This is a genomic window from Anaerocolumna sp. MB42-C2 (assembly GCF_030913705.1).
Taxonomy (GTDB): domain Bacteria; phylum Bacillota; class Clostridia; order Lachnospirales; family Lachnospiraceae; genus Anaerocolumna.
This window is the reverse complement of record NZ_CP133190.1, coordinates 3,040,298-3,063,810: the sequence shown is the minus strand read 5'-3', so window position 1 is coordinate 3,063,810 and position 23,513 is coordinate 3,040,298. Positions and strand designations below refer to the sequence as shown.

The window sequence follows — 23,513 nt, the reverse complement described above, 5'->3', positions numbered from 1 at the left end:
AAAGGAAGAGAATATGCGAATCGGTGTTGATTACTATCCTGAGCATTGGGGCAGAGAACGGTGGGAACAGGATGCCCGGCTAATGTTAAAAGCTAAGATAAAAGTAATTCGTGTCGGAGAATTTGCATGGAGTTTATATGAGCCAAAGGAAGAGGTTTATGAATTTGCCTGGATGGATGAGATAATAGACTTTTTTGGGAAAAAAGGGATAAAAATTATTCTTTGTACTCCATCGGCGACTCCTCCTAAATGGATGATCGATAAATATCCGGGGATTTTAGCGGAAGATATTCATGGAAATACGAAACTGTTTGGTACGAGAAAGCATTATTGTTTTAATAGTGAAATATACAGAGAAAAAATCCGGAAGCTGGTTGGACTTATTGCTAAACGATACGGGAAAAATCCTTATGTGGAGGGGTGGCAGATAGACAATGAGCTGGGTCACGGAAATACGGCCCGCTGTTATTGTGAAGAATGCCGTAAAAAATTTATTGACTGGCTTGCAAAGAAATATAAAACGATTGAATGCCTTAATAAGAGCTATGGAACTGTATTCTGGAGTCAGATTTATAATAGCTTTGACGAAGTCATCATACCGAAAGCAGGTACTTGCTTTGATTTTGATTCCGGAACACAGGGACAGAATCCAAGCTTATTGATAGATTACTACAGATTTTGCAGTGACTCTATTATAAGTTTTACCAAAGAGTCAGTAGATATTATAAAAAAATATAGTGATAAGCCATGTACAAGTAATCTTTTGGATGCCGCCGTCAATTCCGGAACAGGAATAGATTATTTTAAGTTATCCAAGGAATTAGATTTTGTTTCCTGGGATAATTATATTGAGTTTCAATGGGGCAAGGCAAAGATGGAGACAGTTTCCAGAGATCATGCGCTGTTAAGGTCATATAAGAAAAAACCGTTCTGGGTAATGGAACAGCAGAGCGGGCCATGCGGGTGGAGTAAAATGGGTCCCTCACCGGATCCGGGAAAGCTCAGATTATGGACCTATGAAGCAGTTGCGAATGGTGCTGATACGGTAGTATATTTCAGATGGAGAGCGTGTACCTTTGGTGCGGAGCAAAACTGGCACGGCATATTAGGTCATGATGGAAAAGAAAACAGAAGATATGCAGAAATAATGCGAACCGGTGAAGAAATGGAGCTATTAAGTCTAAGAGTTGGTTCTTTAATGCCGAAAGCAAGGGCGGCAATTATTAAATCTTTTGACACGGAGTGGTGCCATACGATCTTTCAGAATGTAGAAGGGTTTCAATATGATAATCTCTTGCTATCGTTTTATAAGCCATTTTATGATATGAATATTCCGGTTGATTTTGTACAGGCGGAGGACGAATTATCAGAGTATTCCCTGGTATTGGCACCTGCTTTGGCATTTGTTTCGGAGGAGGCTAAAAATAATCTGGAAAGCTATGCAGCAAAGGGCGGCACTTTAGTTATAACTTTCCGGTCAGCTTTTAAAGATGAATATAATAGAATGCTGCCGCAAACGATACCGGGACCGCTTGCAGAATTGACCGGTGTAAAAGTGAATGATTATGACCCTCAGTTTGAAAAATCAACTTCAGTAGCAGGTATCTTTGGGTCCGGTACGGCTGATATCTGGTGTGATATCGTGACTCCTGAGGATGCAGAGGTTTTGGGGTTATATACGGAAAGTTATTTTGCAGGAACTCCATGTTTGACGAGAAAAGGTACCGTATATTATTTAGCTTGCGATTTGGATGATAAGGCAAGAAGCAATTTTACAAAATATCTCTGTAATCAGGCCGGCATTGAGACAAGACTTTATGAGCAGGAAGGAATAGAGGTTGTAGATACTACAGATGGAAAAAACCATGTTAAATTTATTCTGAATCATAATAATTACAATACAGTTATAGCTGTAAATGAAGAATATACAGATTTTCTAACAGATCAAAAAGTTGTTAATACTATAAAACTTGAGGCATATGGTGTAGCTGTTCTGGGTAAGCACTTAAGATGACACTGCTACTGCGGCAGAATCGGCGAAAACCGGAGTCCGTAACTTATAGAGGGTTTTTGATCGTTTGTAACGGATAGAGGAGCCGATTAAGTAACTAGGACTTTTGCAAAATTTAAAATCTATCTTACCCAGGAGAGAATATATTTAGATATTTTGTGAAGAGTATGCACGAATGGCTACAAGAAAGAGAATGTAGCCATTCGCGCGACTTAACGAAATTCAAGAAATATTAACTATATTCTAGGCCCAAGCTCGATAAGTTTATTATTTTGCAACAGCCCCTGCTTATAGATTTTATTTTGCAAGTTTGATATATTCTTGTTCCAGGGCATTAATATTCTCTACTTTAGGAGTGGAGCCTCCACCTGCAAAATTGCATTTCAACCAGATAGCAACCAGATATTTTGCCAATTCCGCAGGATGGTACCATAGATAGGACCCAACATTATATGAACTAAACTTAAAAAGTGTTGTATTTTATTTATCAACAATTTTTACAACAATCTTAGCTAAAACTTTTCTGTCTTCTTCGTCTGCCGCATCCCACATATCCTTTAAAAGTTTTTCCTCATCGTTGTGAGGTTGAACATGGTTTGAAAGGTAGGTCCCAACTTTTTCGGAAAGATCATTTATTGTCTTTTCAGACATACCAACGGTTTCTCCGAGATCAACTGCTTTACCTAGAGTCTTTTTCCAATCATGCCAGTTTTCCATTATTTCCATATAAACTTCCTCCTTATAATATATATTATTTTATTATTTGAGTAATATATGTAAGATCTAATGTTTTCTTTTTTTGGAATCGTAAAAGACTTTATGATATAAATTGTTTTTTGCTGATATAAAGTTGTCTTTAAAATTTAAGGGAGACAAATTGAGAGGTGAAAATGCTTTCAAATAATAATTCTATATAATATTATCCGAAAACATTTAAAAAGGACCAAGTTATACAGGAATGACTGGAAACTCCATCAAATATATTATAATAATAATATTTGATGGAGTTTTTTATGAAATGGATAAAACTTTTAAGAAACAAAAATGTGATTCTGACTATTTTTGTTTTTATGATTGCGTACTTGCTTGGCGGTGGAGCGGCTGTATTAGCTGATGTGTATGGGAAAGATATCTTAAAACCAAGTGAAGAAAACTGGGGACTGGGGTTCTCCAAGGAGGGAAACCCACCTACGGGCAATGCTACACCGGATGAGATGAAAAAATATGATGCCTATTATATCGGTGATGTTAATAAAAAGGTCATCTATTTAACTTTTGATGCGGGGTATGAAAACGGATATACGCCTGCCATCCTGGATGCCCTGAAAAAGCATAATGTCAAGGCAACTTTTTTTATAGTAGGTAATTATATTAATACTAGTCCGGATTTGGTTAAACGAATGCTAAAAGAGGGACATAATGTTGGTAATCATACATATCACCATCCCAATATGTCAAGTATGGCGTCTATGGAATCTTTCCGTAAAGAATTGGAAGATCTGGATACAGCCTATGAAGCTTGTACCGGACAGAAGATGGTAAAATATTATAGGCCACCTCAGGGAAAATACAGTGAGTCAAATCTGAAAATGGCTCAGAAGTTAGGATACAAGACATTCTTCTGGAGTCTTGCTTATGTAGACTGGTATCAGGATAAACAGCCTACGAAAGAAGAAGCATTTAAAAAATTATGCGGTAGAATTCATCCGGGTGCTATTGTGCTTCTTCATAGTACATCTAAAACAAATTCAGAAATTTTAGATGAGTTGCTTACCAAATGGGAAGAGATGGGTTATACGTTCGGCAATCTAAATGATTTGGTTGAACAATAAAATTAGCTTGACAATAGAATCTGCCTAAAGTTAAAAAATTAATTTAATTAAGCAAAAGAAAAGAAATAAAGAAAGAAATAAAGAAAGAAAAAGTGCTGCTGCAATTAAACTCTACTGTTTTATGACTTGTAATTTCTTCGGTAGAATATAATTGCGGCAGTACTTTATTGATTCAGTATAATAAAATTTAGTAATTTAAAATATAGAAAATTATATTTTCGTTTTGAAAAAATAAAGATTAATAATTATTTAAATAAAGATAAAAGGATACCGGCTGCAACAGCGGAACCGATAACTCCGGCTACGTTTGGTCCCATAGCATGCATAAGCAGATAATTACCCGGACTTGCTTTCATACCTTCCACCTGTGATACACGGGCAGCCATAGGTACAGCAGATACTCCGGCAGAACCGATCAGAGGGTTTATCTTTCCCTTAGTTAAGACACACATTAACTTACCGATTAACAGACCTCCAATTGTACTGAACATAAATGCAGTAAGACCAAGGATAATAATTCCTATGGTTTGAGGTCTTAAAAATTCTGAACCAACTGCGGTGGCACCAACAGTAACCCCTAAGAAAATAGTGACTATATTAATTAATGCATTTTGTACAGTATCAGATAGTCTTTCTACGACACCGGATTCTCTGAATAGATTACCTAACATAAGCATACCGATTAATGGGGCAACGGACGGAAGAAGCAATATACAAATAATTGATACGGCGATGGGAAAACAAATCTTTTCTAACTTGGATACACTTCTTAATTGTTCCATCTTTATTTTACGTTCTTTTTCTGTAGTAAGTAAATTCATTAAAGGCGGCTGAATAAGCGGAATCAATGCCATATAAGAATAAGCGGCCACCGCTATAGAGGCAAGGAGATGGGGAGCCAGTCTTGTTGTAAGATAGATAGCTGTAGGACCATCTGCACCGCCGATTATACCAATGGAGGCAGCTTCCTGTGGTGTAAATCCCATAAGTGTTGCTATTATGAAAGCTACTGCAATACCGAATTGAGCGCCGGCTCCAATAAGTAAACTGCTGGGACGAGCTATTAATGGACCGAAATCCGTCATTGCACCAATTCCTAAAAAGATCAAAGAGGGGTAAATTCCCTTTTTAACACCCAGGTAAAGATAATAAAGAAGTCCGCCTGCTTCTTTTGCGCTGGCAGGTTCAGCCATTAGTCCTGTTAGTGGCAGATTGGCTAAAAGCATACCAAAAGCGATTGGTAATAGCAGAAGCGGTTCGAATTTTTTACCGATAGCAAGATAAATAAGTACACATGAAACAAAAATCATAATTAAAGATTGCCAGGTTAAAGCAACAAAGCCGGAATCTCCTAACAATTTTACCAGTGAATCAATAAACACAATGAAGTCCTCCTTTTACTTGTCGAAAATAGTATAAATTATAAACTTTTAATTAGCATCCGTTGAGCTTTTTTCATTTCTTTTCTCAATATTTATTATAATCAGAGAAAATACTCGAATAATAGCCCAGAGCATGCATAAGACGCTAAATACGACCGCCATACAGAACAATGCAATAAGAATACTCTCAGATAAAGACACTTCATTCACCCCATTTCATTTGTTAAGTAAGTTTAAAATTTATTTTAAATCGGAGATAGGTTAAATTGTATTTCTCCGATTCGCCTACATAAAATTATAATTTTGCACAAAAAAAGAGAACTTTAATAAAGAAGCTCTCCACCCTTTAAGCTAAAACTTGAAACAGTTTACAATAAACTGCCAACCGGAAAAAATCGAAATATTTTTTTAAATTATACCATATAAACTTCAAAATGTCAATATGTGTTAAATGTATGTTTTGGTGGACGAATTATAGGTATAATACAGGATTACAGTTCTAAAACATAAATTATGTTTATATATTTTGTATAGAAAGCAATTAAATACAGTAATTTTTACGTCAAAAATAACAAAAACAAGGGAAAACAGAAATTAGTTGAGAAATCGTTACTGTTCTCAGTCAACATCGTGAAGCGTGTTATTGCTCGCGGAACTGCTGCTTTTTGCAGAGGAGTGAACAGTAACAAGGATAAGAGAGTATCAGGAAAGGCGGGGGGCACGCCGGAGGCAAGAAGTAACATAAATTAAAAATCACCGCCAAACCGAAAAATAATAGATAGGTACTCGGCACTGTCGCAAATGATACACATTTGTCGGCTGTTTTCTGTAATCAAATGGCTGATTTTTAAAAAAGGGATAGAAAGGTTTATAATTAACCCCTTTTTATTCCGGGAAATTTATCATAAAGGAGGAACTTATATGAAAAAGGTAGTACGCACATGGCTTGCTTACATTGTAGCTTTTGTTCTTATAGCTGCCATGCTAACCGGGTGCAAAGGTCCGAAAGACACGACGACCGGGAAAAAGACTGCTGAAACATCGCAAGAAGCAGAGTCTGTAACGGAGAAGGAAACTAAGACAGAAACGAAAACTGAAACAAAGGCTGAGTCAGAACCTGCGCCATCGGGAGAGATGACGGAGGTTGGAACTCCAAGAAATGAAACACTTATCGTTGAATGTCAGTCACCTACTGACACACCAGGACAATTTAACTCCTATATGCAGGGAACATCGATGGGGTTCGGTATTCACCAGCTTATGTCAGCAATGATGTGGGAAATCGATACTGTTAAAGGGGAACAGTTCGGCGAAGTTGCAGATGGTATGCCGGAATCCAATGCAGATTTTACAGAGCATACAATTAAGATACGTCAGGGTATTAAATGGTCTGACGGGGAAGATTTAACTGCAGATGACGTTGCATTTACATTTAACATGATAATGAACAACCCTGGTATACCCCAGTGTACTTATTACAAACAGGTATTTAAATCCGTTGAGAAAGTTGACGATTATACTGTTAAGATTGTTACGAATGAACCTTTTCCTCGTTTGGCACAGAGATTCGGTGTTACAATCTGGGGTAATGATTTAAGAATCGTTCCGGAACACATCTATTCAAAACAGGCAGATGTTACCCAGTTTAAGGATTCCGAACCTGTTGTTGCTGGTCCATATACAGTAAAGGCTTATGATGATTTAGGAAAATGGATTCTGTATGAACGCCGTGAAGACTGGAAGAACAGTACCGTTGGTGTTGTTACAGGAAAAGAACCTCAGGCAAAATACGTATGGTTCAGAAATCTTGGCGATGATACTACCCGTCAGATGAGTCTCATCAATAACGAAGTAGATATCCTTTGCGAAGTTTCACCGGAAATGTTGGAAGTTATGACTGCTCAGAATCCGAATATCGCATGCTGGTATAAAGACTTCCCATATGCTACCAGTGATGACCCTTGTTCAAAAGGTTTAGCTTTCTCTATGGGTAAAGGTGCTCCTTTTGATAATAAAGATTTCCGTTGGGGTGTTGCACTTGCAATGAATTTCGACGAGATATCACAGAACATATTTAACGGTGTAGGCCGTGCGTCACCATTCCCGATCCTTACCAATACAAGCGCTGCTCAGGAACTGTATGTGAAACCATTACTTCCATGGCTGAAAGATTTCTCACTCGATTTAGGTGATGGTACTACTGTGAAACCTTTCGACGAAGGTTATGCAGACAGAATGGCAGAAGTTCTTAAAGGCAAAGGATATGATATCCCAACAGATCACGATGCTCTTGTTGATATGTTCGGTGTAGGCTGCTGGAAATACGATCCCGCTGCAGCAGAGAAATTGTTTATTAAAGCAGGTCTTGAGAAAAAAGATGACGGCTGGTATTTTAACGGAAAACCTTTCACATTTAATATGACTTATTTAGCAGATACCGAAGCTCAGGCAGGACGTGGTGTTCAGGCGGCTTATGACCAACTTACAAAATTTGGATTCAAGATCAATCTTGTTAGTGAATCCAGTGCAACATGGGATACCAATGGCCAAACAGGTAATTATGATATAGCAGGATACTGGCCTACCGGTTTCATAACCAAAGATATCTATTCACAGATCAATGGCTGGGATGCTGACCTTATCGTTCCGATGGGAGAAAAAGGTTCCGGTCAGGGAACACGTTGGAAGAATGACAGAGCGACTGAAATCATTCATGAGTTATCTAAACTTTCACCGGATGACGCGAAAGCTTATGAACTGGGTCAGGAATTTTTCAAGATTGCAATAGAAGAACTTCCATTTATTGGTTTCCATTCCGGTGTTAAATTCGTTCCTACGAACAGCACATACTGGAATAACTATCCGAATTCAGAAAATCCTTATAATGGTCCATGGTGGTGGTGGAGCTGCTTTAAGTATATATTGACAGAGATTTCACCTGTTAAATAAAAACAAATGTTTACTGTAATATAGTATTTTTGCTGCCTGGTGATACTCACCGGGCAGTAAAAACATATAGGAAAAGCCATCATGATTTACTAAAAAAGGAGTGAAGCAGTTGAAGTTTCGTAAATATTTCGGTCTAAGATTTTTAACCTATTTGTTGACCGTGTGGATTGGTATTACTTTTATATTTTTTATACCCCGAATGTTTCCTTCCGATCCGGTGGAGAACATGATCGGTCAGATTCAGTCCCGTTCCGGTCAGATGGATCCTGCACAAATGGAGTGGATACTTATTTGTTTAATACCGCATTAAGACTTAAAATTGGAAAAAAAGAGGAATAATTGATAAGGCAGCAACCCCCAATGTTTAGTAGGTGAACATTGGGGGTTGCTGTATGTAAAGATCGAAACAAAAAGCTGCTATAGTATAGTTCAGCCTAATGATACAATTCAACCACAGCCGGAATTGTTCAATGTTTTATCAATATCAAATATATTGATTGACATATATCGAATATAATGTTAAAATATGGTAACCAAATATTTGGTAAATATTTAATCAGGGGGACTATACCGTATATGAGTGATGAAAATTGTGCAAAAGGTCGTATGACTGTTGGTTACGGAGATGTATTTCGGCAAAAAGAATATATGAAACTTATTTTTGCAAATGTAATTAATCGGTTCGGGGATTCTATAGATTATGTGGCTTTTACCTGGTTAGTCTATTCCTTAACAGGAAGTGCGGCCTGGTCTGCTATTATATTTGGTATTAACCGGGTGCCTACTATTTTTCTGCAGCCGTTTGCCGGCGCAATGGTGGAAAACTGGAATAAGAAGACGGTTATGGTTTTAAATGATATCATACGGGGAGTTAGCGTAAGTCTGGTAGCCGTATTATTTTTGCTGCACCTGTTAAATCCCTGGATTCTCCTTGCCTTTACATTAGTAATATCAAGTGCGGAAGCTTTCAGAGGGCCGGCAGGTACGGCTGTCTTACCTAAGATATTGGATAAAGAATGTTATGATTTCGGTTTATCGCTGAATTCTACATTGACAAATGTTATAGAATTGGCAGGTCTTGCATTAGCCGGAGGTATTATTGCACTTTTCGGTATCCATACGGCAATTTTTACTGACGCTGTTACATTTTTTGGATCAGCGGTTATTATATTATTTATTAAAACGGGTGAAGATATAAATACTTATCAAAAGATAAATTTTAATGAATATCTTGATACTTTAAAGGGCGGAATAATTTATTTAAAAAAGAATTCCATTATTTTTAATTTTGTATTATTGGCAATGGTTGCAAATGCAATCTTGGTTCCCCTTAATTCCTTGCAGGCGCCGTTGATTAAAAATGTTTTAAAACAGGGGGAATTAATGCTATCGGTTCTCTCTTTTGGTATGACGGCGGGATTGGGTATCGGTTCAGCTCTTTATCCTTATGCGGCGAAAAAATTAAATACCAGGGTAATTGTTTTTATGGGGGGAATATTATTAAGTTTTTATTATCTGGTTCTTGTCTTATGCGGTTATTTAAGTTACTATAAGCTTATAGTTTATGCGGTCTGCATTATTACTTCCCTGATTACGGGTTGTGCTTTATCCTTGCTGATATCAGCGTTAAATGTACAATTTATGAAACAGGTAGATAGTGAATATTTAGCGAGAGTGGGAGCTATTATGAGTTCCGGCTGTGTGGGGGCAATACCGGTTGTTTCTTTCCTAATAGGTATTCTCACCAAAATCGTATCAGTATCAGTTATTTTTTATGCGATCGGGGGACTTAGTATGATATTTTTTATCATTCTTTATTTAAAAAAGGTAAGATTTGAGTAGAAGAAATGAGGGATATACTTGCAGGTTACGGTTAAAAAAGAAATAAACTATGTGGAAGAAGCAAATAATCTATTATTTTATTATGCCAATTCTATTTCATATGAAGAGATGAAACAGAAAGGTTACGGTAAATTTGATTACAGCAAAGAACTTTATAAGGAAAGATATGACCTTATTCTTAAGATATATTATTATGTAACAGAAAATATGAGGTTTGAAAAAGACAAACTGGACTTTTACTTTAAAGAACTTGGTAATTCAAAAATGAGTATATCGAATTATCTTTTACCAATCTATTCGGCTGTACAATTTTGTACTTTAAAGGAATATGAAGAAGATGCCAAAGGGAAAAGCGGTTCTCAGATTATTAAGGAATTTGATGACATATTATCCCAATACTACTACATAGGAGAATCAGGAGAAGAAAGAAAAGCGGAATCTTTTGAGGATTTAGTGCGGTGCATGGATACAGCAGATTTATCTACGGAAGATAAGTGGAAGATCGTTCAGGTTTATCTGGAACGTGAGAAGCATATTGAAGAAGTCTGCAGTATACTAAAGGGGATAATAAAGTTACTGAAAGAATGCCGTAACGAAGTAAAGAAACTGGAGACGGAGTTTTATGAATATTGGACCGATTATATGTGCAGAGCCGACCTGCTAAAAGAGCTGCAGGATTATACGAACATAAGATGGAAATATAATGAAGAGGGCACTTATATCTTACCAACCATATTTATGCCACAGTCAATTTCGTTCAGCATTAAGGATGAGAACGAAAATAAGCCGGATGTTATCAGACTTGGAGTCATATTAGATTCAAATTTATATTTTAAACCGGCAGAAGTTAACAGTGAAAAATTAAATAATGTGCTGAAACTACTAAGCGATAAAAGTAAATTTGAAATCCTGAAATATATAAAAGACAAACCGGCTTATGGATTTGAAATTGCAAATGCGTTCAATCTTTCCACTTCAACAATATCTTATCATATGAAAAGTCTGATAACTGAGAATCTGATAAAACTTGAGAAAGATGCGAATAAAATATATTACAGTTTAAATAAAGATAATATTAATAAATTACTGGAGGATATTCGCCAGATGCTTCTTTAACCAAAAGTTACCACCGGTTTACCACTCTCTCGGCAAATCCTAATAAATTGTTCAAATAAACGGTACGGCCGTCATCCAAAACTGCCGTACCGCTGAATTTTCCAAAAACCTGATGTTGTCTGGTGGAAAAAAGGACGGCATATAAGGTTAAATTCCGGTCATAGATCGGCTCAAAGGTCATGGTAATCCGGTTATCCGAAGAAGTAAAATTCCAGGGTTTTGTATAATCGTATTTATTCTTAAATTTCTTCGAAATCCCAAAGTCTACTTGGTCCAGTTTATTTGCAATCCCATTAAAGAATAACATATTTTCCGTGGCATTCGATGTATCGCCAAAACCATATCCCAGATTAAACCCAAAGGTATTGTTTACAAGAAAATCGAAAGCCGAACTCCAATACCAGGTGGTTTTATAAGGCCAGACCCCTCTGCCCCAGTCTAAAAGGCCGAAAGAATTGCTGGTATCAAAGTTATAGACACTGCCTTTAATACTTACACTGCCTAATGCCGACATGCCGACAATCTTCTGATTATAATAGAAATATTTCTTATTTTCTTTAAATGGTGTAGCAATCACCATGGAATCTTTCGGTTCTTTAGATAAGGATATGGAAGCAGTCAGGGCAGAATCAGGTAAAAAATCATCCAGGTACAGAAAGATTCCCCGATCCCTGCCCTTATGAATAATTTTAAGGTCTGTTCGTACATCCTTATATAGAATATCGCCAATCTGTGAAGATTCCGGTAAGTACCAATTATGTACATGTTTTATGACACTTTTCGATTGCTCGGTACGGTTTATGAAATCTATTATGGATATACTGATTAATAAATAACCTGCGCTGTATCCCACTGTCAATGCAAAAGCGTAGGATTCGTTATTTATCATATAATAATCCCATTCTTTCAGACGCCCCTTTCGTGTCACATCTTTTCTGTTATACTTTAGAAGTGGTGTTGTAGCATATCCGGTCTGGATTAATTCTCCGTGCTTATTTAACAAATCTGTCGGTTCAGTAATCTTTTTCTGCATTCTAAAACCCCGAATCCTAAATTCTATACTATATGTTATTAAGTTAGAAAAAATTACAGAACTTAATATTGGCATTTGGGTGATAATAAAAAGCGGGTCTATATTTCGTTTTATTAACTGAAATATTAAACCCGCTTATTAGAATCGGTTAGAATTATTGTAAATACATAGATTTGTTTACTTAGAGTTTCAGTTTTTTTCGTTTCTTTCAGCGATTCTTGCAACTAATTTAATAATTTCATTAACAGCAAGAGGGACTAATGCAAATAAGATAACAATTCCCCAATCTCTTAAGCTTAAATTGTGTACTTTAAACGCCGATGCCAGGAAAGGTATGGAGATTACTCCTAATTGAAGAATAAAACCAACAATTATGGAGACGATCAGATACCGGTTAGTAAACAGACCTACCTGGAATATGGATTTTGCAGCATTCCGAATCGTTAAAGAGTAAAATAATTGCGACGCTGCCAGGACAACAAAAGCCATGGTTCTGGCATAAATTAATACTTCCTCCGGAATATTTTCTGCTCCCAGGCTGTATCCATGTTCTGCGAGGCCGAAATAAAAGGCTGCTAAAGTTAAGATACCAATTAAGAAGCCGCCTATAACAGCACGAAATCCGGCTCCCCCTGCAAAAAAGCTTTCTTTTGGATCTCTTGGTTTTTTCTTCATTACATCTTTATCGCCCGGATCAATACCAAGTGCAATTGCCGGTAAGGAGTCGGTAATCAGGTTGATCCAGAGAATCTGGGTCGGCATCAATGGAACCGGCCAGAAGAATAAGATGGAAGCTAATATGGTAACCACTTCTCCCAAATTACAGGATAACAGGAAAATAACAGCTTTCTTAATATTATTATAAATATTTCTTCCTTCTTCAATGGCATTAACAATAGTTGAAAAGTTATCATCAGTTAATATCATATCACTCGCACCTTTGGCGACATCCGTACCGGTAATGCCCATAGCAACGCCAATATCGGCATATTTAAGGGAGGGGGCATCATTTACTCCGTCACCGGTCATGGAAACAATATTTCCGTGAGCTTTAAAAGCCCTGACTATTTTCACTTTATGTTCGGGAGAAACTCTGGCAAATACCCGGTAATCATTAATTTTACCGGAAAATTCTTCGTCTGAAAAACCATCAATTTCAGCACCTGTAATGCTTTGACGGATAGCCTCTGCTATTCCAAGTTCTTTTGCAATGGCAAATGCAGTATTCTTATGGTCACCGGTAATCATAATCGGTGTAATACCGGCAGATTTTGCTTCTATAATAGAATCCTTTACTTCAAGGCGCGGGGGATCAATCATACCGACTAAACCGATGATGGTTAAGTCTTTTTCCATATCCTCTGGGTCAATGACCCGTTTAGTATCCTTAAAGGCTACTCCAAGTACCCGCAGAGCCGAATCAGACATTTCTTCCGTTATTTTTAAATAGTCCGCTTTTAATTCTTCTGTCAGAGGAATTACCTTACCGTCTGCTAAAGCAGAAGTAGATATACTTAATAAATTATCAATAGCACCTTTAGTATGAATTCGATATCCGTTTCCCTCCATGTTTAGAGTTGACATTAATTTTCGATCGGAATCAAAAGGTTTTTCTGATATTCTTTTATGTTTTGCATTTAAGCTGGTTTTTGAAAGACCAAAACGGTCACCTAAAATAATAAGGGCAACTTCCGTAGGGTCCCCCGTTCCCTGACCATTTTCGTAAGTGGCATCGGAGCATAAAACAAGGGATTTCACTAATTCAGCCTCATCTCCGGAGGGTTGTATGGTACTGATATTATCGATGGGAATATCTTTTAAATCATGAAGGGTGTATTGTTTTACCACAGTCATTTTATTTTGGGTAAGAGTTCCCGTTTTATCTGAGCAGATGATATTTACAGAGCCGAGAGTCTCGACTGCCGGTAATTTCTTAACAATTGCATTGATTTTAGACATTCTGGTTACGCCCAGAGCCAGGACAATTGCAACGATAGCAGCCAGACCCTCTGGAATGGCGGCAACAGCTAAACTAATGGCAGTTAAAAACATTTCAAATAGATCTCTTTTTTGAATCATAGCGATGATAAAAATAACTGCACAAATGCCGATCGCAATAAATCCTAAAATTCTGCCCAGTTCATCCAGTCTTTTCTGAAGAGGTGTCATTTCGTTATTATCTTCATCCAGAATTTTAGCGATTTTACCGATTTCCGTATCCATCGCGGTGGCAACCACAATGCCCTCACCTCTGCCGTAGGTCACCAGAGTGGAAGCGAATGCCATATTTACCTTATCACCGATAGGGGTTTTAGGATCTTCCAGGATTTTTGCGGCATCTTTGGCAGACGGCACGGATTCACCCGTCAGTGCAGACTCTTCAATTTGAAGATTGGCACTTTCCGTCAGACGTAAATCAGCGGGAACGAAACGACCCGCATCCAATATGATAACATCCCCGGGAACTACTTCTTCGGAATTGATTTCTTTTACTTCACCATCACGTCGTACTAAAGATCTTGGAGTAGTCATCTGTTGCAGAGCCTCCACGGCTTTTTCTGCTTTCGCTTCCTGAACTACACCGATTACCGCGTTTAAAATAACAACTAAGATTATAATTACGGCATCAACGTATTCACCTATAAACAGAGTAATGACAGCGGCTCCCAAAAGTACATAGATCAGCATATCTTTTAGCTGTGCCAGAAATAAGGAAATCAGGCTCTTCTTAGGTTTGCCCTTCAGCTTATTCATACCGTACTTCTTAAGCCGTGCTCCGGCTTCAAGGCTGGTAAGACCGGTCGATGGGTTAACATTTAGCTCGTTACAAATTTCATCCGTGGATTTTGAAAACCACATTTAATACACCTCTTTCATTATGTTGATATGGACTATCTTTCACTATTTTTTCTAAATTTTACAATTTTATACTTTGGGATTATATTGTACTATATAATCTTATCTGAGTAAATTAAAATTTGATTAAATCTGGAAAACAGAACGGATAATTTTTTTGAATCTTATTGATTATATTTATCATTTATTAAATACCATTTGACAAAGGAAGGAGATGGGAATAAAATTATGCCATAACACATGAATATATGCTCATATGTTCACTGGAAATAACGTAGTAATGTAAGAAGTAAGAGATGCAGTGTCAAAATAGAATAACTGAAAGGAATGCCACAATAAGATTTTTTCACACTTTTTATTTGTGGCAGTAACACATCTGTGAACAGATGTGTTATGCAATGGGTGTAAAAATGGATATCAATACAGATTTTGAACGATGTAATTGTAACGTGATACACGAAGATATTGTAAATAAAGTAAAAGAGCAGATGCCTCCGGAAGAGAACTTATATGATTTGGCAGAACTGTTTAAAGTGTTTGGCGATACGACAAGAATTAAGATTCTATGTGCCTTATTTGAATCGGAGATGTGTGTTTGTGATATAGCAGTATTACTAAATATGACGCAGTCGGCCATCTCTCATCAGCTGCGGGCATTAAAACAGGCCAGGCTTGTTAAATTCAGAAAAGATGGAAAGGTAGTTTTTTACTCTCTTGATGATAATCATATTCAAGGTATTTTCAGTCTTGGATTAGTACATGTGAATGAGAAATAAGACAGAAGGCGGGACTTTTAAATGAATGAAAATAATAATCTGAAACTTGTGCTTGACGGTTTATGCTGCAGCAATTGCGCAATGAAAATTGAAAAAAGGGTAAGTGAACTTAAAACCGTTAAAAATGCAAGTCTGAACTTTGCCACTAAGTTAATGATAGTGGAAGCGGAAAAAGAAGATACCAGAGATGTTATTCTGGAAGATATCAAGAGGATTGTAAAAGCAGTTGAACCGGATGTAACAGTAAGAGAAAAGAAAACAAAACGTAATACAATGCATACCGGTATTAACGGGTATAATAAGGAACATAGACACGGGGAAAAGCACGATCCCACCAGGGAAGAATGTGTGGATGGATGCGATTGCTGCAGTGAAAATTCTCATACAGAAGATGATTCTTTTATTAAAAACAAATTGATTCAATTCGGAATTGCCGCAGTATTATTTGCAGCCGCATTAATAATAGATTTTCCCAATTGGCTGAAAGTTACCCTGTTCTTCGCAAGTTACCTTATAGCAGGCGGTGAAGTGCTTCTCTTAGCTATCAGAAACATACAAAAAGGTGATATTTTTGATGAAAACTTCCTTATGTGTATTGCAACCATAGGTGCATTTGCAATTGGGGAATTCCCTGAGGGTGTTGCCGTTATGTTATTTTACCAGATTGGGGAAATGTTTCAGGGGATCGCAGTTAACCGCTCCAGAAAATCCATTGCGGATTTAATGGATATCAGACCGGATTATGCTAATTTAAAAGTCGGAAGCGACATGAAAACCGTAACACCGGAAGAGGTAAGAATCGGTGAATTAATTATAGTGAAACCGGGGGAAAAAGTACCTTTGGACGGTAAAGTAGTGGAGGGTTCCTCGATGGTTGATACTTCCGCGTTAACCGGTGAATCGGTTCCCAGAGAGATTACTGTTGATGACAGTGTTTTAGGCGGATTTATTAATAAAAACGGACTTTTGACAATAGAAGTAATTCGGGAATTTGAAGAATCCACTGTGGCTAAGATATTGGATATGGTCCAGAATGCAAGCAGCAGAAAGGCTCCGACAGAGAATTTCATTACTAAGTTTGCAAGAAAATACACCCCTGCCGTTACCATAGCTGCTTTTTTGCTTGCAGTGGTCCCTCCGATTGTTATACCGGGTGCCGTTTTCTCAGACTGGTTGTACCGCGCATTAATATTTCTTGTTATTTCCTGCCCCTGCGCATTGGTGGTATCCATACCGTTAGGTTTCTTTGGGGGAATCGGAGGAGCATCAAAACAAGGTGTGTTAGTGAAAGGCAGCAATTACCTGGAAGCTTTGAATTATGTTGACACAATTGTTTTTGATAAGACAGGTACTTTAACAAAAGGTGTGTTTAAAGTTACTAAGATTAACCCTGCCGGAAAAACTACCGAAGAAGAATTGCTGAGTTATGCGGCATATGCTGAAAGCTTTTCCAATCATCCAATAGCAATATCCATATTAAAAGCTTATAACAATACGATGGATAAAAGTATAATTGAAAATTTTGAAGAACTACCAGGTTTGGGAATTCGAATTACGTTAAAAGGAGATACAGTTCTGGCTGGTAATGATAAGCTGATGAATCAGTATGGTATTCCATATGAACAGGCGGATTCCATAGGGTCAGCGGTATATGTTGCGGCAGGCAATAAATACCTGGGTAATATAATCATATCGGATGAATTAAAAGAGGATTCGGAAAAGGCACTTAAGACCTTAAAAAGTATGGGGATTAAGAAACTTGTTATGTTAACCGGTGACAGTAAAGCCGTCGGTCAAAAAATCGGAGAAAAGCTGGGTATGGATGAAATACAAACGGAGCTGTTACCCCATGAAAAAGTTCATAATCTGGAGTTGCTAGATAAACAAAAAGGAACAAAGGGTAAACTTGTCTTTGTAGGCGACGGTATTAATGATGCACCGGTACTTGCCCGTGCGGATATTGGTGTGGCTATGGGAGGTCTGGGTTCCGACGCTGCGATTGAAGCCGCTGATGTGGTATTAATGACAGACGAACCGGCTAAATTAGTCACAGCAATAAAAATAGCAAAGAAAACCCATACTATTGTATGGCAGAATATAATATTTGCATTAGGAATAAAAATAGTTGTTTTAATGTTAGGAGCCGGCGGACTGGCAACCATGTGGGAAGCAGTGTTTGCCGATGTAGGTGTAGCACTCATTGCCGTATTAAATGCTATGCGTGCTATGAAAGTTGAATGAGTAGGCCGATCCGGATCAAATATGCTAAATAAGGGACATAATAAAATAAAGGATATCTATAATAAGGAATATGATATTCTAATATAAATGAAAGGACATTACATTCAGGGTCTGGCTGAAACTAATACTGCTAAGGGTATTATTAAGCCAGGCCCTTTTCAAAAATTGAGGGTATTGAGTTACTGTTCACAGACAATAAACGCGATGCGTTTTTTGTGAATGTATTGTCACAGAAAACCGGAGAATTGCAGCGCCAAAACACTGTCTTCGCGTTTTGTGTGCATCGCGAAGCGTGTTATTGTTCGCAGAACTGCTGCTTTTTGCAGGGGAGTGAACAGTAACAGTATTGATACAAATTGGTAAAAATTATCAATAAAAAGTGATAACCGTGAAAATTATATGTGGTACAATAAATGTCTGATATAATTAATATCCTAAGAAATAAGTATCTCAAAAATAAATTTTATATAAAAATACTTATCCATAAAAAATCCATAATCCTTTGATATGATTAATTTACAAACTAGTAATCCAATAGGATAGGAGGAAATTAGATGTTATTTCAGAAAAAATCTAAGGACACTGCAGATAGTAATATAAAAAGTCATAATCCAATAAAGCACATAGGTATGATGGGGATGTGCTGTTTACTTCCCATATTAATCATAGCAATCATCCCTTTTTTTAATATTAACCCCGGCACAAGCGTAGTTTTATCCGGTTTATCTTCTTTCATTTGCCCGATTATGATGGGACTTATGATGATAGGTTTGCTGCGTGGAGGGAAGCATAAGGGATGCTGCAAAGAAGAGAATAAAGAAGAGATAAGCTAATATGTTTGTAATTCACAACATGAGATAAATCGTTGTTATTTCGTTTTAAATATATGTAACAAGGTTTCGGAAGTTATACCAGTAATAAATCTATAATTTATTACAAAAATACAAAATATAAGTGGTATACTGAATATAAGTGAGATACAAAATATTGGTGATATACGGATTATAAGTAAAATATGGAGTGCAAAGGAACAAGGAATAAACAGGAATAAAGAAAGCAGCTGGAAAATCAAGACAAGTAATGAAAATTTAAATAGAAAGGATGCCACTTATTGTTGCTATTAACGTGTGAAACTCAGGTTTCACAATATTATTTGTGGCTGTGGTGCTATTACAAAACTCTTGTAGTTGCACCACAAGGTGGGTGATAAGATGAAAACAGAACAACTCAAAATAACAGGTATGACTTGTGCAGCCTGTGCCAAAGCCGTTGAAAAAGCGGTAAGTAAATTAGATGGAATCTCAAAGGCCAGTGTGAATTTCGCTACGGAAAAACTGCATCTGGAATATGAGGAGTCTTTAGTTTCTGCCGATATGATTAAAACCGCGGTAGATAAGGCCGGTTATCATGTAATGGAAGAAACAGATGCTAAGGAAATTACAATAGCGATTGCAGGAATGACCTGTGCAGCCTGTGCCAGAACCATAGAAAAAGCAGTGGGAAAATTAGATGGTGTTAAGAAAACCGCTGTCAATTTTGCAACTGAGAAAGCTACGGTTCAATACGATCCACAGAAGATAAGGTTATCTGAGATTAAGGATGCTATTACAAAAGCAGGATATAAGCCATTGGAGGCTCAGGTCGGCAATAAAACCGATGAGGATAGAATCAGAAAACAAAAGGAAATTAAAACGTTATGGACAAAATTTATTGTATCAGCTGTATTTTCCATCCCTTTGCTGTATATAGCCATGGTTCCTATGATTACCTGGTTCAGGCTTCCGTTCCCCGGGGGATTAAATCCGATGCAATATCCTTTAATTTACGCATTAGTAGAATTAATCCTGGTTATTCCCGTACTGATTGCAGGAAACAAGTTTTATACCACAGGTTTTCGAGCAATCATCAGAAGAAGCCCCAATATGGATTCCCTGATAGCCATGGGAACTTCAGCAGCAGTTTTGTACAGTATCTACTCCACTTATCGTATCTATGCAGGTGACTTTGGTCATGTAGAAGATTTATATTTTGAGACCGCCGGTGTCATAATAACACTGATCCTGTTAGGAAAGTCTCTAGAGGCTGTCTCCAAAGGAAAAACCTCGGAAGCGATTAAAAAACTCATGGGTCTGGCTCCGAAAACAGCAATTGTGGTTCAGGATGGCAAGGAAATCGAAATGCCCATCGAAGAAGTTGAAGCCGGAGATATTATATTAGTAAAACCCGGAGAAAAAATACCGGTGGATGGGGAAGTCTTAGAGGGCAATTCCTCTGTGGATGAGTCCATGTTAACCGGTGAAAGCATTCCTGTAGAAAAGAAGGCCGGAGATAAAGTAATCGGTGCAAGTATTAATAAAAACGGCCTGATTAAGTTTAAGGCAACGAAAGTCGGAAGTGATACGGCTCTGGCACAGATCGTTAAGTTGGTTGAAGATGCACAGGGTTCTAAAGCACCGATCGCACAAATGGCGGATATTGTTTCCGGCTATTTTGTTCCGATTGTATTTGCCATAGCGATTATCGCATCTCTTGCCTGGTATATAAGCGGTCAGGGTGAAGTATTTGCACTTACAATATTTATCTCTGTTCTTGTTATAGCCTGCCCTTGCGCCCTTGGACTTGCGACACCGACAGCGATTATGGTAGGAACCGGTAAAGGTGCAGAATACGGTGTACTCATTAAAGGCGGGGAAGCTCTGGAAAGTACCCACAAAATTAAAACGATTGTATTTGATAAAACAGGAACTATAACCGAGGGAAGACCGGAAGTTACGGATATAATAACAACCGATATTATTGAGAAAGAAAAGCTCCTGCAAATAGCCGCATCGGCTGAAAAGGGTTCCGAACATCCTTTGGGAGAAGCAATTGTAAGAGGTGCTGAAAAAGAAAAACTTAAGACAATTAAGATTGATCAATTTACCAATATACCGGGACATGGTATTGAAGTAGAACTGGACGGTAAGCTGGTATATCTGGGCAACCGGAAGCTAATGTTAAGTAAGGAGGTAGACCTTAGGAAACTGGAGGAACAATCAGACCGCCTTGCCTCGGAAGGAAAAACACCCATGTATATTTCCTTTGGCAGCCAGCTGGCAGGAATTATTGCCGTAGCAGATGTTGTAAAGGAAAGCAGCGCCACTGCGATTAAGAAATTACATGAAATGGGAATTGAAGTTGCTATGATTACCGGTGACAATAGAAGAACTGCAGAAGCCATAGCAAAACAGGTCGGAATTGACAGGGTTCTGGCAGAAGTATTACCGGAGGATAAAGCAAGTGAGGTAAAAAAACTTCAGGCAGAGGGTAAAAAAGTAGCCATGGTTGGAGACGGTATTAATGATGCACCGGCTCTGGCACAGGCAGATATCGGTATCGCTATCGGTTCCGGTACAGATGTAGCGATGGAATCCGCTGATATCGTATTAATGCGCAGTGACTTAATGGATGTACCGACAGCAATCCAGTTAAGCAAGAGCACCATACGTAATATTAAACAGAATCTGTTCTGGGCATTTGCTTACAATATTGCAGGTATTCCGGTTGCAGCCGGCATCCTATATGCATTCGGCGGGCCGAAGTTAAACCCTATATTAGCAGCGGCGGCTATGTCCTTAAGTTCGGTATCCGTGTTATCAAATGCATTAAGATTAAAGAGATTCAAACCTTACAAATAAATTTATTATACGTAATTGGGATACTATTAGTTGTATAAGTACAGATTCTGTATTATTTCTCAAATACCTGAAAATCATATAACTGGAGGAAATATTGTGTTAAGAAAAAAGATAGCAAAACTTACAGCGATTTTAACCCTGGCAGCAGTTTTAACAGCGTGTAACCAGGCGGATGTCATCGGTAGAACGGCAGTAACTTCGTTTGATAAATTGGTGGATAAGTTAGGAGACCAGGTCACTTTTGATGACAGTAAAAATTCCTGGGTTTTAGTATCCCCAACCGGAGAATATTTTGAGTGGAGCAAGGATTTTAGCAGTGATGTTCCTGATGCAACAGTAGAATTTGATGCAGCCCCTTTCCTGAATGCAGGACTGAATGCAGATAAACTTCCGTCAGATCAATATGTTTATGATGAAACTTCCGGCAGAATCCGTATGCCTTATGAATTAGGTCAGGATGCATTTGCCTATTCCGGTGAGGTTACAGCGAAAGATACCTTTCAGAATATTGTTGATAAAAACCGGAAAATCATAGGTTACCATGCACAGCTTGACCACTATGGCATAGCTCTTGGTAACGGTAATATGTTTGAATGGGCGAAAGACATGGTTAAAAATGACAAGGATATGGTATTTGTTTTAAATCCTCAGCCTTTTATCGATGCAGGTGTAGATCCGGCCAAAGTTGAGGGATGGGTATTCGGTAAAGTAAAAGTTGACAATGATGAGGGCAAAATGGTAGAAGTTGATAAACTTTTAAAACCTTTTGACTTAAATTAACATAAAAACACCCGTTGAGAAGAATGGTTTTTCTTAAATGCCATTCTTCTCAGGGTGTTTTTGTACTATTGCCACCCATTTTTATTAGGAGTTAAGTGTCAAAAGGTCATTTTATTGTTTCGAAGTAATACGAGCGCTTAAAAACAATATGCAGGTTTCAAATTTTATACAGAAAAATTAAGGAGGAATCCGATGTTTAAGATGTTAAAAAAAGCGATTCATAAGTTCCTGCTTCAATTGGCAAAAGAAAATGATGAATTGTACGGTAAAGAGAGAATGGACTGCTGTAAGCTGAATAGTCCGAAAAAGAGGTGATTTTGTGGGGAACGAATCAAAAAGAATTCTTGTGGTGGAAGATGAAACAAAAATTGTTGAGTTTATAGAATCCTATCTTCTAAACAGTGGTTATGAAGTGTATAAAGCATCCGGCGGACGGGAAGCTTTGCGACTATTTGGTCAGAAGAAAATTGACCTGATTTTATTGGATTTAATGTTACCGGACATCTCCGGAGAAGAAGTCTGTAAGGAAATCAGAAAAACTTCCAAGGTACCGATTATCATGCTCACTGCCAAAAGCAGTGACGAATCAATTATTAACGGGCTGGATATTGGTGCAGACGATTATATGCCGAAGCCTTTCAGTCCAAGGCAGATGATTGCCAGGATTAATGCGCTGTTTCGCAGGAGTATCACAGAGGAGGCAAATACAGAAATATTATCTTTTCATCAAGGTGATCTGGTTATTAATACAACGGATTATACAGTCAAAAAAGCAGGAAAAGTGACTTATCTTACCCCAAGTGAATATAAAATATTAATCACACTTGCAAAACGTCCCAATAAGGTATTTACAAGAGAAGAGCTCATTAATGTGGCTTTTGACGGTGATTATTTCGGTTATGACAGAACGATCGATTCCCATATTAAAAATCTCCGTGCCAAAATTGAAGATAATCCCAAAGAATGCACTTATGTTCTGACAATACGGGGCATTGGTTACCGTTTTGGAGGTGAGTAA

General features: G+C 37.7%; 18 protein-coding genes and 1 other annotated feature. Of the genes, 13 read left to right on the top strand and 5 right to left on the bottom strand.

Going from position 1 to position 23,513, the window contains the following annotated elements:
- The first annotated feature begins 13 nt into the window (after positions 1 to 13).
- Positions 14 to 2,014 (top strand): beta-galactosidase, encoded by a 2,001-nt coding sequence (locus RBU59_RS13510; RefSeq protein ID WP_308148384.1) that lies wholly within the window; start codon positions 14 to 16, stop codon positions 2,012 to 2,014.
- A gap of 477 nt (positions 2,015 to 2,491) precedes the next feature.
- On the opposite strand, the gene RBU59_RS13505 is transcribed toward RBU59_RS13510, so the two are convergent.
- Positions 2,492 to 2,737, bottom strand: coding sequence for a DUF3243 domain-containing protein (locus tag RBU59_RS13505; RefSeq protein WP_308148383.1), 246 nt, complete (start codon positions 2,735 to 2,737; stop codon positions 2,492 to 2,494).
- A gap of 287 nt (positions 2,738 to 3,024) precedes the next feature.
- Here RBU59_RS13505 and pdaA point away from each other — a divergent pair, with 287 nt between their 5' ends.
- The gene (gene pdaA / locus RBU59_RS13500) at positions 3,025 to 3,843 is read left to right on the top strand and encodes a delta-lactam-biosynthetic de-N-acetylase (protein ID WP_308148382.1); all 819 of its coding nucleotides are present in this window, start codon (positions 3,025 to 3,027) and stop codon (positions 3,841 to 3,843) included.
- 245 nt (positions 3,844 to 4,088) lie between these two features.
- Here the strand turns inward: pdaA and RBU59_RS13495 are convergent, their stop codons facing one another.
- On the bottom strand, positions 4,089 to 5,228 hold the full coding sequence (locus RBU59_RS13495) for a sodium ion-translocating decarboxylase subunit beta (RefSeq protein WP_334307758.1): 1,140 nt from the start codon (positions 5,226 to 5,228) through the stop codon (positions 4,089 to 4,091).
- Positions 5,229 to 5,273: 45 nt separating this feature from the next.
- A complete protein-coding gene (locus tag RBU59_RS28795; RefSeq protein WP_442871705.1) occupies positions 5,274 to 5,426 on the bottom strand; it encodes an OadG family protein in 153 nt (50 codons plus the stop codon).
- A 132-nt stretch (positions 5,427 to 5,558) separates the two neighbouring features.
- Positions 5,559 to 5,612 (bottom strand) — a sequence feature (sodium ion sensor (DUF1646 type); this cis-regulatory element may regulate processes involved in with the transportation of sodium ions).
- A gap of 534 nt (positions 5,613 to 6,146) precedes the next feature.
- Between RBU59_RS28795 and RBU59_RS13490 the strand changes: the two genes are divergently transcribed.
- From RBU59_RS13490 to RBU59_RS13475, 4 genes are all read left to right on the top strand, one after another.
- Positions 6,147 to 8,174: an ABC transporter substrate-binding protein gene (locus RBU59_RS13490; protein ID WP_308148380.1), complete on the top strand. Its 2,028-nt coding sequence runs from the start codon at positions 6,147 to 6,149 to the stop codon at positions 8,172 to 8,174.
- A 109-nt stretch (positions 8,175 to 8,283) separates the two neighbouring features.
- Complete coding sequence (locus RBU59_RS13485; protein WP_308148379.1) at positions 8,284 to 8,484, top strand: hypothetical protein; 201 nt, start codon at positions 8,284 to 8,286, stop codon at positions 8,482 to 8,484.
- A gap of 266 nt (positions 8,485 to 8,750) precedes the next feature.
- Positions 8,751 to 10,016 (top strand): MFS transporter, encoded by a 1,266-nt coding sequence (locus RBU59_RS13480; RefSeq protein ID WP_308148378.1) that lies wholly within the window; start codon positions 8,751 to 8,753, stop codon positions 10,014 to 10,016.
- Between the two features lie 18 nt (positions 10,017 to 10,034).
- The gene (locus RBU59_RS13475) at positions 10,035 to 11,132 is read left to right on the top strand and encodes an ArsR/SmtB family transcription factor (RefSeq protein WP_308148377.1); all 1,098 of its coding nucleotides are present in this window, start codon (positions 10,035 to 10,037) and stop codon (positions 11,130 to 11,132) included.
- Positions 11,133 to 11,139: 7 nt separating this feature from the next.
- On the opposite strand, the gene RBU59_RS13470 is transcribed toward RBU59_RS13475, so the two are convergent.
- Both RBU59_RS13470 and RBU59_RS13465 read right to left on the bottom strand, forming a co-directional pair.
- Positions 11,140 to 12,165 carry a DUF2804 domain-containing protein gene (locus RBU59_RS13470; RefSeq protein ID WP_308148376.1) on the bottom strand — a complete coding sequence of 342 codons (1,026 nt, stop codon included), beginning with the start codon at positions 12,163 to 12,165 and terminating at the stop codon, positions 11,140 to 11,142.
- A 189-nt stretch (positions 12,166 to 12,354) separates the two neighbouring features.
- Positions 12,355 to 15,024, bottom strand: a complete 2,670-nt coding sequence (locus tag RBU59_RS13465; protein WP_308148375.1) for a cation-translocating P-type ATPase — start codon at positions 15,022 to 15,024, stop codon at positions 12,355 to 12,357.
- Between the two features lie 407 nt (positions 15,025 to 15,431).
- On the opposite strand from RBU59_RS13465, the gene RBU59_RS13460 reads away from it, so the two are divergent.
- From RBU59_RS13460 to RBU59_RS13430, 7 genes are all read left to right on the top strand, one after another.
- Positions 15,432 to 15,797: an ArsR/SmtB family transcription factor gene (locus tag RBU59_RS13460; protein ID WP_308148374.1), complete on the top strand. Its 366-nt coding sequence runs from the start codon at positions 15,432 to 15,434 to the stop codon at positions 15,795 to 15,797.
- Positions 15,798 to 15,818: 21 nt separating this feature from the next.
- Positions 15,819 to 18,038: a heavy metal translocating P-type ATPase gene (locus tag RBU59_RS13455; protein WP_308148373.1), complete on the top strand. Its 2,220-nt coding sequence runs from the start codon at positions 15,819 to 15,821 to the stop codon at positions 18,036 to 18,038.
- Positions 18,039 to 18,592: 554 nt separating this feature from the next.
- A complete protein-coding gene (locus RBU59_RS13450; RefSeq protein ID WP_308148372.1) occupies positions 18,593 to 18,871 on the top strand; it encodes a hypothetical protein in 279 nt (92 codons plus the stop codon).
- 378 nt (positions 18,872 to 19,249) lie between these two features.
- Positions 19,250 to 21,715 carry a heavy metal translocating P-type ATPase gene (locus tag RBU59_RS13445; RefSeq protein ID WP_308148371.1) on the top strand — a complete coding sequence of 822 codons (2,466 nt, stop codon included), beginning with the start codon at positions 19,250 to 19,252 and terminating at the stop codon, positions 21,713 to 21,715.
- Positions 21,716 to 21,811: 96 nt separating this feature from the next.
- On the top strand, positions 21,812 to 22,495 hold the full coding sequence (locus tag RBU59_RS13440) for a hypothetical protein (protein ID WP_308148370.1): 684 nt from the start codon (positions 21,812 to 21,814) through the stop codon (positions 22,493 to 22,495).
- A 192-nt stretch (positions 22,496 to 22,687) separates the two neighbouring features.
- The gene (locus RBU59_RS13435) at positions 22,688 to 22,810 is read left to right on the top strand and encodes an LDCC motif putative metal-binding protein (RefSeq protein ID WP_308148369.1); all 123 of its coding nucleotides are present in this window, start codon (positions 22,688 to 22,690) and stop codon (positions 22,808 to 22,810) included.
- 4 nt (positions 22,811 to 22,814) lie between these two features.
- A complete protein-coding gene (locus RBU59_RS13430) occupies positions 22,815 to 23,513 on the top strand; it encodes a response regulator transcription factor (protein WP_308148368.1) in 699 nt (232 codons plus the stop codon).